Origin of the sequence: Pseudomonas capeferrum (assembly GCF_000731675.1) — a bacterium.
Classification (GTDB): Bacteria; Pseudomonadota; Gammaproteobacteria; order Pseudomonadales; family Pseudomonadaceae; genus Aquipseudomonas; species Aquipseudomonas capeferrum.
In genome coordinates, this window is record NZ_JMIT01000001.1 from 177,179 (window position 1) to 191,894 (window position 14,716).

At 60.8% G+C, this 14,716-nt stretch carries 14 protein-coding genes and 9 tRNA genes; 13 read left to right on the forward strand and 10 right to left on the reverse strand.

Annotated elements, in window-relative coordinates; genetic code table 11:
• Positions 1-51 precede the first annotated feature (51 nt).
• Entirely contained in the window at positions 52-1,263 is a 1,212-nt protein-coding gene (gene sstT, locus PC358_RS00870) for a serine/threonine transporter SstT (RefSeq protein WP_033696861.1), read from the reverse strand.
• Positions 1,264-1,367: 104 nt separating this feature from the next.
• On the reverse strand, positions 1,368-2,261 hold the full coding sequence (nhaR, locus tag PC358_RS00875) for a transcriptional activator NhaR (RefSeq protein WP_033696862.1): 894 nt from the start codon (positions 2,259-2,261) through the stop codon (positions 1,368-1,370).
• Positions 2,262-2,396: 135 nt separating this feature from the next.
• On the opposite strand from nhaR, the gene PC358_RS00880 reads away from it, so the two are divergent.
• The gene (locus tag PC358_RS00880; protein ID WP_033696863.1) at positions 2,397-2,636 is read left to right on the forward strand and encodes a hypothetical protein; all 240 of its coding nucleotides are present in this window, start codon (positions 2,397-2,399) and stop codon (positions 2,634-2,636) included.
• Between the two features lie 28 nt (positions 2,637-2,664).
• Positions 2,665-3,417 carry a TerC family protein gene (locus PC358_RS00885; RefSeq protein WP_033696865.1) on the forward strand — a complete coding sequence of 251 codons (753 nt, stop codon included), beginning with the start codon at positions 2,665-2,667 and terminating at the stop codon, positions 3,415-3,417.
• A 77-nt stretch (positions 3,418-3,494) separates the two neighbouring features.
• Here PC358_RS00885 and PC358_RS00890 read toward each other — a convergent pair whose 3' ends face one another.
• On the reverse strand, positions 3,495-3,674 hold the full coding sequence (locus tag PC358_RS00890) for a hypothetical protein (protein WP_033696866.1): 180 nt from the start codon (positions 3,672-3,674) through the stop codon (positions 3,495-3,497).
• 223 nt (positions 3,675-3,897) lie between these two features.
• On the opposite strand from PC358_RS00890, the gene PC358_RS00895 reads away from it, so the two are divergent.
• On the forward strand, positions 3,898-4,584 hold the full coding sequence (locus tag PC358_RS00895) for a peptidase C39 family protein (protein ID WP_033696868.1): 687 nt from the start codon (positions 3,898-3,900) through the stop codon (positions 4,582-4,584).
• A gap of 50 nt (positions 4,585-4,634) precedes the next feature.
• Here PC358_RS00895 and PC358_RS00900 read toward each other — a convergent pair whose 3' ends face one another.
• The gene (locus PC358_RS00900; protein ID WP_033696870.1) at positions 4,635-5,918 is read right to left on the reverse strand and encodes an NAD(P)/FAD-dependent oxidoreductase; all 1,284 of its coding nucleotides are present in this window, start codon (positions 5,916-5,918) and stop codon (positions 4,635-4,637) included.
• 201 nt (positions 5,919-6,119) lie between these two features.
• Between PC358_RS00900 and PC358_RS00905 the strand changes: the two genes are divergently transcribed.
• From PC358_RS00905 to PC358_RS00945, 9 genes are all read left to right on the forward strand, one after another.
• Positions 6,120-6,196 (forward strand) — tRNA-Val (locus PC358_RS00905).
• A gap of 182 nt (positions 6,197-6,378) precedes the next feature.
• Positions 6,379-6,455: transfer RNA gene (locus PC358_RS00910), tRNA-Ile, on the forward strand.
• A 182-nt stretch (positions 6,456-6,637) separates the two neighbouring features.
• Positions 6,638-6,714, forward strand: a tRNA-Ile gene (locus tag PC358_RS00915).
• Positions 6,715-6,896: 182 nt separating this feature from the next.
• A tRNA-Ile gene (locus PC358_RS00920) sits at positions 6,897-6,973 on the forward strand.
• A 182-nt stretch (positions 6,974-7,155) separates the two neighbouring features.
• Positions 7,156-7,232 (forward strand) — tRNA-Ile (locus PC358_RS00925).
• Positions 7,233-7,414: 182 nt separating this feature from the next.
• Positions 7,415-7,491: transfer RNA gene (locus tag PC358_RS00930), tRNA-Ile, on the forward strand.
• 182 nt (positions 7,492-7,673) lie between these two features.
• A tRNA-Ile gene (locus PC358_RS00935) sits at positions 7,674-7,750 on the forward strand.
• A 182-nt stretch (positions 7,751-7,932) separates the two neighbouring features.
• A tRNA-Val gene (locus PC358_RS00940) sits at positions 7,933-8,009 on the forward strand.
• A gap of 182 nt (positions 8,010-8,191) precedes the next feature.
• A tRNA-Val gene (locus PC358_RS00945) sits at positions 8,192-8,268 on the forward strand.
• A gap of 46 nt (positions 8,269-8,314) precedes the next feature.
• Here PC358_RS00945 and PC358_RS00950 read toward each other — a convergent pair.
• The 4 genes from PC358_RS00950 to PC358_RS00965 are packed head-to-tail and all read right to left on the reverse strand — an operon-like array spanning position 8,315 to position 11,988.
• Positions 8,315-9,595: a TRAP transporter large permease gene (locus PC358_RS00950; RefSeq protein ID WP_033696871.1), complete on the reverse strand. Its 1,281-nt coding sequence runs from the start codon at positions 9,593-9,595 to the stop codon at positions 8,315-8,317.
• The gene (locus tag PC358_RS00955) at positions 9,589-10,197 is read right to left on the reverse strand and encodes a TRAP transporter small permease subunit (protein ID WP_050506094.1); all 609 of its coding nucleotides are present in this window, start codon (positions 10,195-10,197) and stop codon (positions 9,589-9,591) included. Before PC358_RS00955 ends, PC358_RS00950 begins: the two co-directional genes overlap by 7 nt.
• 26 nt (positions 10,198-10,223) lie before the next feature.
• On the reverse strand, positions 10,224-11,273 hold the full coding sequence (locus PC358_RS00960; protein ID WP_050506021.1) for a TRAP transporter substrate-binding protein: 1,050 nt from the start codon (positions 11,271-11,273) through the stop codon (positions 10,224-10,226).
• 46 nt (positions 11,274-11,319) lie between these two features.
• Positions 11,320-11,988 (reverse strand): RraA family protein, encoded by a 669-nt coding sequence (locus PC358_RS00965; RefSeq protein ID WP_033696873.1) that lies wholly within the window; start codon positions 11,986-11,988, stop codon positions 11,320-11,322.
• A gap of 112 nt (positions 11,989-12,100) precedes the next feature.
• On the opposite strand from PC358_RS00965, the gene PC358_RS00970 reads away from it, so the two are divergent.
• Positions 12,101-13,000: a LysR family transcriptional regulator gene (locus PC358_RS00970; protein WP_033696874.1), complete on the forward strand. Its 900-nt coding sequence runs from the start codon at positions 12,101-12,103 to the stop codon at positions 12,998-13,000.
• Positions 13,001-13,051: 51 nt separating this feature from the next.
• Here PC358_RS00970 and PC358_RS00975 read toward each other — a convergent pair whose 3' ends face one another.
• Together PC358_RS00975 and PC358_RS00980 are read right to left on the reverse strand one after the other, a co-directional pair.
• A complete protein-coding gene (locus PC358_RS00975) occupies positions 13,052-13,852 on the reverse strand; it encodes an HpcH/HpaI aldolase family protein (protein ID WP_033696875.1) in 801 nt (266 codons plus the stop codon).
• A 25-nt stretch (positions 13,853-13,877) separates the two neighbouring features.
• The gene (locus tag PC358_RS00980) at positions 13,878-14,681 is read right to left on the reverse strand and encodes a carbon-nitrogen hydrolase family protein (protein ID WP_033696876.1); all 804 of its coding nucleotides are present in this window, start codon (positions 14,679-14,681) and stop codon (positions 13,878-13,880) included.
• Positions 14,682-14,716 lie beyond the last annotated feature (35 nt).

Below are 14,716 nucleotides of genomic sequence, written 5' to 3' on the forward strand. Positions count from 1 at the left end.
GGTAAAGCCGTTGATTAAGGCAATTGGGGCCGCAACACGGCCCCGACAGCCTCACGCCCCGCGTCGTTCCTCAGCCTGGCACGCCGCCGCGGTGAACAGCACGTCGGTCGACGAGTTCAGCGCAGTCTCCGCCGAGTCCTGCAGCACACCAATGATGAAGCCCACCGCCACCACCTGCATGGCAATCTCGCTGGGGATGCCGAACAGGCTGCACGCCAGCGGGATCAACAACAGCGAACCACCTGCCACGCCCGAGGCGCCGCACGCACAGACAGCCGCCACCACGCTGAGCAGCACGGCAGTCGGCAGGTCGACCGGGATACCCAGGGTATGCACAGCGGCCAGTGTCAGTACGGTGATGGTGATCGCTGCGCCCGCCATGTTGATGGTCGCGCCCAGCGGGATCGACACCGAATAGGTGTCTTCATGCAGGCCAAGACGCTCCGACAGGGCCAGGTTGACCGGGATGTTGGCCGCCGAGCTGCGGGTGAAGAACGCCGTGATACCGCTCTCGCGGAGGCACAGCAGGGTCAGCGGGTACGGGTTGCGGCGAATCTTCCAGAACACGATCAGCGGGTTCATCACCAGGGCCACAAACAGCATGCAGCCGATCAGCACGGCCAGCAGGTGCAGATAGCCGAACAGGGCATCGAGGCCCGACTGGGCGAGGGTGGCACTGACCAGGCCGAAGATGCCCAGCGGGGCGAAGCGGATGACCACGCGCACGATCAAGGTAACCCCGTTGGACAGGTCCTCGACCACAGTGCGGGTGGTTTCGCCGGCATGGCGCAGGGCCACGCCCAGGCCAATCGCCCAGGTCAGCACGCCAATGAAGTTGGCATTGAGCAAGGCGTTGACCGGGTTGTCGACCGCGCTCAGCAGCAGGTTTTGCAGGACCTCGGTGATACCGCCCGGCGCACTCAGCGTGGCGTCGCCGGCACTCAGCACCAGGTGGGACGGGAACAGCATGCTGGCGACCACGGCCACCACCGCTGCGGCGAAGGTGCCCAGCAGGTACAGCCACAGGATCGGCCGTATGTGGGTTTCCTGGCCGTGGCGGTGGTTGGCGATCGAGGCCATGACCAGAATGAACACCAGAATGGGTGCCACTGCCTTGAGGGCGCTGACGAACACCTTGCCGAGGAACGCCAGGTCGCGGGCGACGTCGGGTGCGAGCAGCGCCAGGGCGATGCCGGCCAGCAGGCCGATGACGATCTGCGTCACCAGGCTGGTGCGGTTGAGAAGGCGGAAGAAGGGGGTCATATGCAGCGATATCCCGGCATGTTCAAAAAGGGCGAGACTTTACCATAGACCTTTGTCGGGCAGGTTCGCGGTCTTCAGGGTTCACGCGCGAAGCGGCGAGCACATCACCAGTGGAACAACTCCCGTCGCGCCCCCTCGGTAATGGCGACGATCCCTGGGTGCTTGACCTTGCGCTCCACCGAAATGGCATAGAACGACTCATGCACCGCTTCGGTCTGCCCGATCAGTTGCACGCCATACTGGCGGCACACTTCCTCGGCGATCACGCTGGGCGCCACGAAAATGCCGCTGCCCGATTGGCCAAACGCCTGCATCAAGGCGCTGTCGTCGAACTCGCCAACGATCCGCGGCTGTACCTGCTGTTCCCCCAGCCAGCGCAGCAAACGGCTGCGCACCACGGTCTCCTGGCCCGGAATCAACAGCGGTGCATCGTCGAGGCAGGCAGGGAAGGGGCCGGCAAGGCGTTGCGCCAACGCCTGGGTGGCGAAGAAACTCAGGCCACACTCGCCGAGCTTCTGGCTGTAGCCCTTGATATCCAGGTGGTTGGGCATCGGGCTGTCGGAAATGACCAGGTCCAGGCGCTGAATCGCCAGGTCCGCCAGCAGCCGCTCGAGTTTGTCTTCCCGGCAATTGATGCGCAGCACCTCGTCCAGCTCCATGGTCGGCGCCAGCAGGCGATAGACGATGGATTTGGGGACAACGTCGGCCACCCCCACGCGAAACAGAATCTGCTCTTGCGGACCGGCGCGCAGCATGGCTTCCAGCTCGCCGCCGAGTTGGAACATCTGCTCGGCATACACCAACGTCTGGCGGCCGGTCTCGGTCAGCTCCAACTGCCGACCGACTCGCTGGAACAATTCAAGGCCATACGTCTGCTCGAACAGGCTGATCTGCCCGCTGATGGTCTGCGGGGTGAGGTTCAACTGCTCGCTGGCACGCGCGATGCTGCCGGTCTTGGCCACGGCCCAGAAGTAGTGCAACTGGCGATAGTTGAGCATCGGTGTATTTCTCGATTCGTAAAAACCGAAGTATAACCGCTGAAAATACGAATTTTCCTGATGTATTCGCCTCTCTAGAATGCGACTCCATGAGGCGCGTTGCGCGCCGCCGGAATATCGACAAGCGAGGAACCCATGTTGCAGCTTAAATCCATTGGCACGCCTTTGGTGCTGGCCCTGGCCCTGTTCACCCTGGCCGGCTGCGATCAGGCTGAAAAATCTGCCCAGCAGATGCTCGACCAGGCCGCCCAGTCGGCCAAGCAGGCCATCGACAAGACCAACGAAGCGGCCCAGCAGGCCCTGAGCGATGCCATCGGCAGCGAAGGCCAGCCGCCCAAAGATGCTGAAAAGCACGAAAAGACCCAGGACATCTGACCCCAAGACCCGATGCAGGATTGATTAAATGGAATATTTGCTGGAACTCGCCGCAAGCCCGACCGCCTGGGTCGCCCTCGCCACCTTGGTGGCCATGGAGATCGTGCTCGGCATCGACAACCTGATCTTCATCTCCATCCTGACCAACAAGCTACCCATGGAATACCGTTCCAAGGCGCGGCGCATTGGTATCAGCATGGCCCTGGTCATGCGCCTGGCGCTGCTCAGCACCGTGGCCTGGATCGTGCAATTGACCGAGCCGGTGATCGATGTGTTCGGCCACAGCTTCTCGTGGAAGGACATGATTCTGATCGCAGGTGGCTTATTCCTGCTGTGGAAGGCCACCAAGGAAATCCACGAGAACGTCGACCCGCATGGTGCCAAGGAAGAGTCCAAGGCCGGTTCCACCATCACCTTGGGTTTTGCCGCAGCCATTGGCCAGATCCTGCTGCTGGATATCGTCTTCTCGATCGACAGCATCATTACCGCCGTGGGTATGACCGAGCACTTGCCGATCATGATCATTGCCGTGATCGCTGCCGTGATCGTAATGCTGGTGGCGGCCGACCCGCTGGCCAAGTTCATCAATGACAACCCGACCGTGGTGATGCTGGCCCTGGGCTTCCTGATCATGATCGGCATGACCCTGATCGCCGAAGGCATGGGGGCTCATGTACCGAAAGGGTATGTGTACGCAGCGATGGCCTTCTCGACCTTGATCGAGGTCCTCAACATCATGGCCCGTCGGGCGCGGCTCAAGCGCGAAGCGGCAGAAGGTTGATGTAAAAGGCGCAGGCCCACCGCTGGCCTTGAAGCCAGGGGTGGGCCCCGCGAATGGACCATCACAAAAGCGTGAGTTTAATGCGCCTCCACTTGCCGCCGTACCCTGTGCCCAACCTGAGGTTTGGCCAGGCCCTGCGGGGGCAGGGAGTGATGATGGGAATGACGCCGCACGATACGCAGTACACCCCACAGCATGGCGGCTGCGACGCTCAGCCACATACCTACCAGCATGAGGATTGCCAGGGTCAGGCTCATGTGTGCCTCCTTCTCTCGGGCAAGCGCGCTGTCAGCCAGGGCTCGCCTTACAGACACTGCTTTAGTCTAGCTCGACCCGTGTGACGTTCCATTGATCAAAGGTCTATTGCTTGGTCCGATTGGCTACAAGCCTGTGTCGGACTATACCCGCGCACCTGTGGGCCCTATGATCTGAGCCCAGAGCCGGGCGCTGCCTGCCTGGCATCGGAACAAGCGAGTGCCCATGGAGCAAGTTTCCTTCAAACCGCTGGCCTCAGCCCCCCGTCGGCTGCTGCTGGCCTGCCTGATGGCGGCCAGCCTGGCCGGTTGTGCCAGCGCACCGCCCGCGAACCTGAAAGGCCTGCCGCAGCGGGTCGAGATCAGCAGCGTGCCGTTTTACCGTGGCAATGCCAACCACAGCGGCGCCATGGCCCTGGCAGCGCTGCTTTCGCAGCAGGGGGCGCCGATCACGCCAGGCCTGCTGGACAAGCCATTGAACCTGCCCCAGGGCGCCGAAACGCTGGACACCAGCATCCCCCGCGTGGCGCGTGACTACGGCATGGTGGTGTACGCACTGGACAAGCAAATGGATGCCTTGTTGACGCAGGTGGCGGCGGGCAACCCGGTTTTGCTGCGTTACGAGGAGGGTTCAGCCTGGTGGAGCGAGCCACGCTACGCGGTGCTGATCGGTTATGACCGCTACAAGCAGCGGGTACTGTTGCGCTCAGGCATGCACCGCAGGCAACTGATGGCCTTCGATGATTTTGCTTCGGCCTGGGCCAAGCAGGGCAGTTGGGCGGTGCTGGTGCAACCGCCGCGGCAACTGCCCGCCCAGGTAGACCGGCAACGCTGGTTGCAGGCGGCCGACGAACTGGCCCGGGCAGGGCAGGAAATTGCCGCGAAGCAGGCCGTGAACAGCCTGGGGCGGTAAACGTACACCGGCCTTTTGAAGAGGCCGGTGCCAGGTTACCGAGGCATCAATCAGAAGCCCAGGCGGTCACGCAGGCTGTAGTACCAGGCACCGATGGCGCTGAATGGCACACGCAGCATCTGGCCACCCGGGAACGGGTAGTGCGGCAGGCCTGCGAACGCATCGAAACGCTCGGCCTGGCCACGCAGCGCCTCGGCCAGCACCTTGCCTGCCAGGTGCGTGTAGGTGACGCCGTGGCCCGAGCAGCCCTGGGAGTAATAGATGTTGTCGCCGATGCGGCCAACCTGCGGCAGGCGCGACAGGGTCAGCAGGAAGTTGCCGGTCCAGGCGTAATCGATCTTCACGTTCTGCAACTGCGGGAAGGCCTTGAGCATCTTCGGACGGATGATTGCCTCGATGTTCGCCGGGTCACGCGCGCCGTAGACCACGCCGCCGCCGAAGATCAGGCGCTTGTCGCTGGTCAGGCGGTAGTAGTCGAGCAAGTAGTTGCAGTCTTCGACACAGTAATCCTGCGGCAGCAGGGTACGTGCCAGGTCATCGCTCAGGGGCTCGGTGGTGATCACCTGGGTGCCGCACGGCATGGACTTGGCGGCCAGCTCTGGCACCAGGTTGCCCAGGTAGGCGTTACCGGCGACGATGATGAACTTGGCGCGCACCTTGCCTTGCGGTGTGTGCACGACCGGGTTGGCGCCACGCTCGATACGGATGGCCGGGGTCTGCTCATAGATGATGCCGCCCAGCGACTCTACCGCGGCCGCTTCGCCCAGGGCCAGGTTAAGCGGGTGGATGTGGCCGCCGCTCATGTCCAGCATGCCGCCAATGTAGCTGTCGCATGCGACTACTTCACGGATGCGCTTCTGGTCCATCAGCTCGAGCTGGTTGTGGCCAAAGCGTTCCCACAGGCGCTTTTGCGACTCCAGGTGGCCCATCTGTTTAGGGGTGATGGCTGCGAACACGCCACCGTCTTTCAGGTCGCACTGGATATTGTACTTGGCGACACGCTCACGAATGATGCGGCCACCTTCGAATGCCATCTGGCCCAGCAGTTGTGCCTGCTTTGGGCCGACGGTGCGCTCGATCACGTCGATGTCACGGCTGTAGCTGTTGACGATCTGGCCGCCGTTGCGGCCGGACGCGCCAAAACCAACCTTGGCGGCTTCGACGATGCTGACCTTGAAGCCGTTTTCCAGCAGGAACAAGGCGCTGGACAGGCCGGTGTAGCCGGCACCGATGATGCACACATCGGTTTCCACCTCACCCTGCAGCGCCGGACGTGGCGGCACCGGGTTAGCCGAGGCGGCGTAGTAGGACTGGGGGTAGGGGGTGTTGGCCATGCTCGAGAAACCTCGTGTGTTATATTTTTAACGAATGTAGCGATGCTATCAATAATAATAAACACCCGCTAGTCGTCCGTTGAAAATCCTTTACCCGGCCGTCGCCGAAGCTTTCCTATAAAGAGGTTAAGATTCAGTAAGTTAGCGCGAAAAAAAGTGTTGACATGGTTTTCGGAATGCGTAGAATGCGCACCACACGACAGGCACATAGCTCAGTTGGTTAGAGCACCACCTTGACATGGTGGGGGTCGTTGGTTCGAGTCCAATTGTGCCTACCAAATCGAAGAAGGGGCAATCCGAAAGGGATGCCCCTTCTTTCATTGGGCGGCCTACCGGGGCGTCGATCCGGTCGAAAAGGGGCCTGAAGCAGCCCCTCCAGTCAAAACCGAAAGTGTTTGATTTTGCTGAAAAAAAAGCTTTACAGGTACGCATGCGATCACTAATATGCGCACCACAAGCCAGGCACATAGCTCAGTTGGTTAGAGCACCACCTTGATATGGTGGGGGTCGTTGGTCCGAGTCCAATTGTGCCTACCAAAGCGAAGAAGGGGCAATCCGAAAGGGATGCCCCTTCTTTCATTGGGCGGCCTACCGGGGCGTCGATCCGGTCGAAAAGGGGCCTGAAGCAGCCCCTCCAGTCAAAACCGAAAGTGTTTGATTTTGCTGAAAAAAAAGCTTTACAGGTACGCATGCGATCACTAATATGCGCACCACAAGCCAGGCACATAGCTCAGTTGGTTAGAGCACCACCTTGATATGGTGGGGGTCGTTGGTCCGAGTCCAATTGTGCCTACCAAAGCGAAGAAGGGGCAATCCGAAAGGGATGCCCCTTCTTTCATTGGGCGGCCTACCGGGGCGTCGATCCGGTCGAAAAGGGGCCTGAAGCAGCCCCTCCAGTCAAAACCGAAAGTGTTTGATTTTGCTGAAAAAAAAGCTTTACAGGTACGCATGCGATCACTAATATGCGCACCACAAGCCAGGCACATAGCTCAGTTGGTTAGAGCACCACCTTGATATGGTGGGGGTCGTTGGTCCGAGTCCAATTGTGCCTACCAAAGCGAAGAAGGGGCAATCCGAAAGGGATGCCCCTTCTTTCATTGGGCGGCCTACCGGGGCGTCGATCCGGTCGAAAAGGGGCCTGAAGCAGCCCCTCCAGTCAAAACCGAAAGTGTTTGATTTTGCTGAAAAAAAAGCTTTACAGGTACGCATGCGATCACTAATATGCGCACCACAAGCCAGGCACATAGCTCAGTTGGTTAGAGCACCACCTTGATATGGTGGGGGTCGTTGGTCCGAGTCCAATTGTGCCTACCAAAGCGAAGAAGGGGCAATCCGAAAGGGATGCCCCTTCTTTCATTGGGCGGCCTACCGGGGCGTCGATCCGGTCGAAAAGGGGCCTGAAGCAGCCCCTCCAGTCAAAACCGAAAGTGTTTGATTTTGCTGAAAAAAAAGCTTTACAGGTACGCATGCGATCACTAATATGCGCACCACAAGCCAGGCACATAGCTCAGTTGGTTAGAGCACCACCTTGATATGGTGGGGGTCGTTGGTCCGAGTCCAATTGTGCCTACCAAAGCGAAGAAGGGGCAATCCGAAAGGGATGCCCCTTCTTTCATTGGGCGGCCTACCGGGGCGTCGATCCGGTCGAAAAGGGGCCTGAAGCAGCCCCTCCAGTCAAAACCGAAAGTGTTTGATTTTGCTGAAAAAAAAGCTTTACAGGTACGCATGCGATCACTAATATGCGCACCACAAGCCAGGCACATAGCTCAGTTGGTTAGAGCACCACCTTGATATGGTGGGGGTCGTTGGTCCGAGTCCAATTGTGCCTACCAAAGCGAAGAAGGGGCAATCCGAAAGGGATGCCCCTTCTTTCATTGGGCGGCCTACCGGGGCGTCGATCCGGTCGAAAAGGGGCCTGAAGCAGCCCCTCCAGTCAAAACCGAAAGTGTTTGATTTTGCTGAAAAAAAAGCTTTACAGGTACGCATGCGATCACTAATATGCGCACCACAAGCCAGGCACATAGCTCAGTTGGTTAGAGCACCCCCTTGACATGGTGGGGGGCGTTGGTTCGAGTCCAATTGTGCCTACCAAATCGAAGAAGGGGCAATCCGAAAGGGTTGCCCCTTCTTTCATTGGGCGGCCTACCGGGGCGTCGATCCGGTCGAAAAGGGGCATGAAGCAGCCCCTCCAGTCAAAACCGAAAGTTTTTGATTTTTCTGAAAAAAAAGCTTTACAGGTACGCATTCGATCACTAATATGCGCACCACACGACAGGCACATAGCTCAGTTGGTTAGAGAACCACCTTGACATGGTGGGGGTCGTTGGTTCGAGTCCAATTGTGCCTACCAAATCGAAAAAGGGCGATCCACACGGATCGCCCTTTTTTATTGCCCGCTAAACAGCTGCCGGCAACCACAACGCCAGTTGTGGAAAGGCGATCAACAGGGCGATCAGCACCAGCAACGCCAGGCAGAACGGCAGCGCGCCGTACACCACGTCCATGAAGTTGCCCCGGCCACGAATGCTCTGCACCACGAACAGGTTCATGCCGAACGGTGGCGTAATCTGGCCCATCTCGCACAGCACGATCAACACCACCCCAAACCACAACGGATCGAAGCCCAGTGCGACGATGATCGGCACGATCAGCGGCGCGGTGGTGATCAACATGGCCAGCGTGTCCATGAAGCAACCCAGCACGATGTAGAACAGGATGATCGCCAGCAGTGTGGCCGTGGGGGAAAGGTTCAGGTCAGTGACAAAATGGACCAGCGTGGTGGTCAGGCCAATGGAGGCCAGCACAAAGTTGAGAAAGAACGCCGACAAGGTGATGAGCATGATCATGCCGGTGGTGCGCAGGGTTACCTCGAACGCCTGACCCAGGCTCTGCCAGGTGAATGCCCGGCGCCATAGGCCCAGGCCGAAGGCGCTGAGCACACCCAGCGCTGCCGACTCGCTGGCGGTGGCGAAGCCGCTGTAGATCGAACCAATCACCAGGGCGAAGATCGCCAGTGGCGGCAACAGGTCAGGGAGGCAGGCCAGGCGCTCGGCCCAGCGCGTAGGCGCCTTGCGGCCGTCCAGCTGTGGCCGAATCAGGCAGGCCAGCACGATCAACGCGATAAACAGCACGCTCAGGATGATGCTGGGAACGGTCGCGGCCAGGTACAGCTTGGGCACTGACACGTTGGCGATAAGGGCAAACAGGATCATGTTGATCGAGGGCGGAATCAGGATGCCCAGTGTGCCACCGGCGGCAATCGAGCCGAGAAACAGCGGCGCGTTGTAGCCTTTGCGTTCCTGCTCGGGGATGGCCAGGGTCGAGAGGGTGGCCGCAGTCGCCACGCTGGAGCCGCTGGTGGTGGCGAACAGTGCGCTGGCGCCGATGTTCGAATTCATCAAGCCACCTGGCAGCCACGACAGCCACTTTTCGACGGCCTGGTACATGCGCCCGGCCACGCCTGAACACACCAGCAGTTCACCCATCAGGATGTACAAAGGGATCGCCACCAGAAGGAATTCGCTACTGGTATTCCAGGCAATTTCGCCCATGGCGCTGCTTAACGGCAATGTCGAGAACAGCTGCGACAGGGACATGCCCAGCAGGCCGACACTGACTGCAGCGGCCACGCTAAGCGCCAGCAGTGCGAGCAGCACGATCAGGGTGAGGCTCAGCATGGCTTTTGCTCCGTGCCAGCAGCGGGGCTACCGTGGTAGCGCTCCTGCTGAATGTCCTCCTCGACCGAGTTGATACCGATCAGTTTGCTGACAGCGTGCCAGCGGCCGTGCAGCAAGTGGCGGGTGCAGGTGACCACCAGGCTCGACAAGGTCAGGGCAAAGAACACGTAGCCGGCGAACCAGAGTGATTGGGGCAGCCATTGTGGTACCTGCAGTGGCGTGTTTGACACTGAACGGTATTCGATGGAGTCCCACAGCACGTTCCACGCGTGGTAGGCCAATGTGCTGGCAAGCACCAGCATGCAGGCGAGGGCGAACAGGTCGAGCGCGACCCTGGGGCGCAGGCCAAGGCGGGTGTAGAGGATGTCCACGCGAATATGTGCGCGCTTCAGCAAGGTGACCGGGAACGCCCAGGCGCTGGTGATCGCCAGCACGTAACCGGCTATTTCGTCGGCGCCGCCCATGGAGATACCCAGGGCCTTGCGCAAGATCAGGTCGATGCCGATCAGAAGGGCGCAGGTGAGCAGCGCGAAGCCGCCGACCCAGGTACTGGCCTTGGCAATGGCGCTGATGGCTCCCATGCTTGAGCGGGCGGTGTGCATGTGGGCAGTCTCCGAAGCAGGGTAACTCATGGGGCCAGGCGCATGCCGATGGCATCGCCCACGGTGGCATTCCAGCGTGCCACGCAAGGTCCGCCGCAGCGTTTGCCCCAGTCGTTGGCAATGGTCAGTGCGGCCTGGCGCAGGGTCTGCTTCTCTGCTGCGGTCGGGGCCGAGGCGGTCATGTGTGCGGGGTGATGAATCTGGCAGTCAGGGCCGCCGACATTGCAGGCCTGGGCATAACGGTTCTCGTTGGCGGTCGCTTGCCACAAGGCCTGCTCCAGCACTTGCGATTGCACCTGCAGCAATTGCTGTACCTCGGGCGGCAGTTGCTGCCAGCGCTTCAGGCCGATGCCATAGAAGCCGATCGACCAATCCACGGGCAGGTTGTAAAGGTAGCCTGCAACGTCGTACCACTTGGCGGCGTTGCCCGAGCCAATGCCGGTGATTGCGCAGTCGATGACGCCGGTTTGCATGGCGGTTACCACCTCGGCAAAGGGCAGGGTGACGGGCGCCGCGCCCATGGCCTTGACCAGCTCGGCCATGTTGCGCCCGCGAGTGCGCACTTTCCTGCCCTTCAAGTCAGCCAGCGAGTGCACGGCATCGCGGCAAAAGAAGACCTGCGCGGTATAGGGGACGGTGGCCAGCAACTTGATGCCGTGACGCTCGGCCATGCGTTGTTCGAGCACCGGCTTGTAGGCGTTGGCGACCCTGTGGGCGGTGTCGATGGTATCGGCCAGGCCGGGCAGGTCCACACCTTCGAAGGTGGCATCGTCGCCGGCGACGAAGGCGAACACGCCCATGCCGATATCGACTGCGCCAAAGCGCATCAGGCGAATGATCTCCGGCCCTTTCAGGCCACTTTCCGACAACCCCAGCAGTTGCGCGGTGACCCTGCCTTGCGAGCGCGCGGGCAACGTCTGATTCCAGAACGGCTGTTCAACCGCCCGGAACGTGTAGTTGTGGCTGCCACCGCCCACCACGTTGAAGCGCATCACGGGGTAGTCTTGCGCGCGCGCCAGCGAGGTACCGAGCAGCGCGCCGAACGCCAGGGGGATGAGCAGCGAGCTGAGTTTCACGGTAGTCCTCTTGTGCTTGTTCGGGAGCTACTTTGGGGCTGTTCGATCAACGAGGGCGGGACGCGGCCTCGATGGTGGTTCGCGAACCGACGATATCAGGGAATTTCTCACCCTTGGCCAGCCGTGCCAGCGTGTGCTTTTCCTTGTGCTGGAAGTCGATGGCCCGCTGAGCCATTTCGATCACCTGGCCGGGGCGCAGAAACACCATGCCGTTTTCGTCTGCCACCACCGCATCGCCGGGGTGGACAATCCCCCCGCCACATTGGATGGCGGTACAGAACTCGCCTTCCAGGCCCATCACGCGGGTGGTAATCGCGCTGGCACCGCGTGACCACACTGGCACACCATGCTCGCGTATTTCGCCCAGGTCGGTGACGTAGCCGTCGACGATGATCCCCGCCACGCCAGCCTGCTTGGCGGCGTAGGCCATGGCGCCGCCCAGGGCGGCGGTCATGCGTTCACCGCAGCGGTCCACCACCAGAAAGTCGCCTGGGCGCACGCAGCCCATGGCGTAATGCAGAATCCCGCCATCGTTGCCTGGCATCCTCACGGTCACCGCGGTACCCACGGCCCTGACATTCTGAAAGTGTGCCTTGATGTGCGGGCTGGCAATACCGTGGGTAATGAAATGGCCGATGGTCGCCGGTTCGGCGTTGATCAAGACTTCAAGTTCAGCGGCGCTGATCGGGGCGGGCAGTGCTTCGATAATATACATAGGGTGTTGTTATTAGGCCGGATGCTTTTTCGAAGGGTTTCGGTCATCCTAACAAGCACGCTTAACGGTCGATAATAAAAATCCGTAAGCAGTAACCGGAGCAGTTTTTATCATGCGTATCACGCTGATGCAGATCGAGGCGTTCTACTGGACCGCCCGCCTCGGGGGCGTTCATGCCGCCTCCCGTCATCTTCACCTGACGCAACCTGCAGTGTCGGCGCGTATCAAGGAAATGGAATCGCTGCTCAGCGTCAAGTTGTTCGACCGCAGCAAGCAACGCATGAGCCTCACCGCAGATGGCCATACCGCTTTGCGCCACGCCGAACAGGTGCTCAACAACAGCACGCAACTCGAGCAGTTTGCCGCGCAGCAGAAAAAGCACCGGCGCTTGCGCCTGGGCGCGGACGAATGTTCGGCGATGGTCGGGCTGACGGCGGTAATCAGCGATATAAAGGCGCACTTCCCAGAGATCACCCTGGAGATCTCCATCGATGTCGGTGCGGTGCTCAACCGCAAGCTGAACGACCACGAACTCGACATCGCGCTGCTGACCAACCCGGCCACGCGTGAGGATGTAACCGATGTGTTCCTCGGCTGGATGACCTTCCAGTGGGTGGCGGCGCGGCACCTGGACGTGGCCCCGGGGCCTTTTCTGGCGCAGCAGGCCCGGCAATATTCGATTGTCACCCACAGTGCGCCCTCGACACTGTATTCAGTGGTGGACCGCTGGCTGATGGAAAGTGGCTCGGTCAGCCATGCCTTTCATTCGAGCAACTCGCTGGCCTTTATTGCCAAGATGGTAGCGGCAGGGCATGCCATAGGTATTTTGCCGGTACCCTTGATTCGCGACCTGCTGGCCGTCGATTTGTTGAAGACATTGCCTTGCGATCCGCCGATCCCGCCGGCCAAGTTCTGCCTGTCTTATTTGACCGAACGCCCGGATATGCAGCTTGATACCTTGGTTTCGATCATCCGGGCGACCTTGGTCAAACAGAATTTTCTGGTCGATTGATCAAACCGGGTGTGCCCGGCCACGGCGCAGGCGCCTTGGCCGGGCCGGCGTTCAGGCCACGGCGCGTTTAACGGCCGAGATCTGTTGCCCTGCCTGGTTGAGCCAGGACAGGTCGCTGCCCATCAACAGCATGTCGCTGCCCATTTCGATGAGGCGCTGCGCGGTGGCCTGGTCTGCGGGGAAGCACGGCACCATGACCTGGATCGCGCGGGCATGGCACTTCTCGATCAGCAGCTCAAGGCGTTGCAGCACTTCGGGGTTGCCAAGGCGGTAGTCGACCGGCAAATGTCGCGACAATGAATAATCGGCAGGGCCGAAGTGCACGGCGTCGATGCCCTCCACGTCGAGTATTTCATCGATGTTGTCAAAGAACTCGTAGCTCTCGGCCATCGGCACGATCACGCTGCGGGTATTTTCGGCCTGGGTGTAGGTGGCCCAGTCGAAGCCGGGCCCGGCGAACCCTGCCGAGCGCACCGAACTGTCACCGCCGCGGCGCCCCAGCGGGGGAAACTTGCTGTAGCGGATGATTTCGCGCATCTGCGCCGCCGTGTGGACCTGCGGCACGATCACGCCCGAAGCGCCCATCTCCAGCGCCTTGCGGATGTCCCACTCCAGCGTGCCACGCACCCGTACAAGGCAGGGGATGGCCGTGCTGTTGGCGGCCAGCAAGAGCTTCTCCATGTGGCTGTCGACACCCAGCGCAGTGTGCTCGGCATCGATGAAGACGAAGTCCAGGCCCCAGTTGCCGGCCACCTCGATGGGCATGCAGGCCGTACTGTAAATGTTCATGCCGAAGGTAGCACCGCGTGCCATGCGCGCCTTCAGCGTTGTGTGTGTGATGTTTGGGTTCATGATTAAGGTCTGCCTTGGGCTGATATCAGAGGCGATAGGTTTCGGGCAGGCGGTCGCGGAACGGGTGCACCTCGAACACGCCAGGGTCACGTATCAGCGATTTGTTGCGAGCCTTGGCCAGGTCGATTTCGACGCTGTACACACCGTCTTCCAGCCCTGCGCGTACCAAGGTCTTGCCGGAGGGTTCGATGATGTGGCTGGTGCCGATGAACTGCATGCCTTCATCCATGTCGTTGCGGTTGGGCGCGACGAAATAGACCATGTTCTCGGCCGCGCGCACGGTGCTGAAAATGTCCGGCAGCATGCGCGCCTGCTCAGGCCAGGCGGCAGGCAGCACGACAATATCGGCGCCTTCGAGCGCCAGCGTGCGGACGACCTCCGGGAAACGGATTTCATAGCAGATGGCCAGGCCGATACGGCCGATCTCGGTGTCGAACACCGGCGGCGCCCACTCGCTCGGGCGGTCGGTGAAACGGTCGCCGATCATGAACGGCAGATGGCGTTTGCGGTGCAGGCCGATAATGCCCTGTGCGCCGATCAGCGCGGCGGTGTTGTACACCGAGGCTTCATGCCGTTCGTAGAAACCGACCACGATCAAGATGCCGCTCTGCGCCGATACCTGCAGCAGCGGTGCCAAGGCATCCAGGGTAATGGCGCCGCGTTCGAGGTCTTCGCGGCTGTCGAAGGCGCCACCGGTAATCAGGCATTCGGCAAAGGCGATCAGGCGCGAGCCTTCAGCCGCAGTCTGACGTGCCAGTTCGGCAACCTTTTCTAGGGTGAGGGCCGGGTTGCCGGCCACGGGATGAATCTGGGCGACGGAGATTTTCATGCGGGTCCTTGTGGTAATTGAAGGGCGCCGCCGCG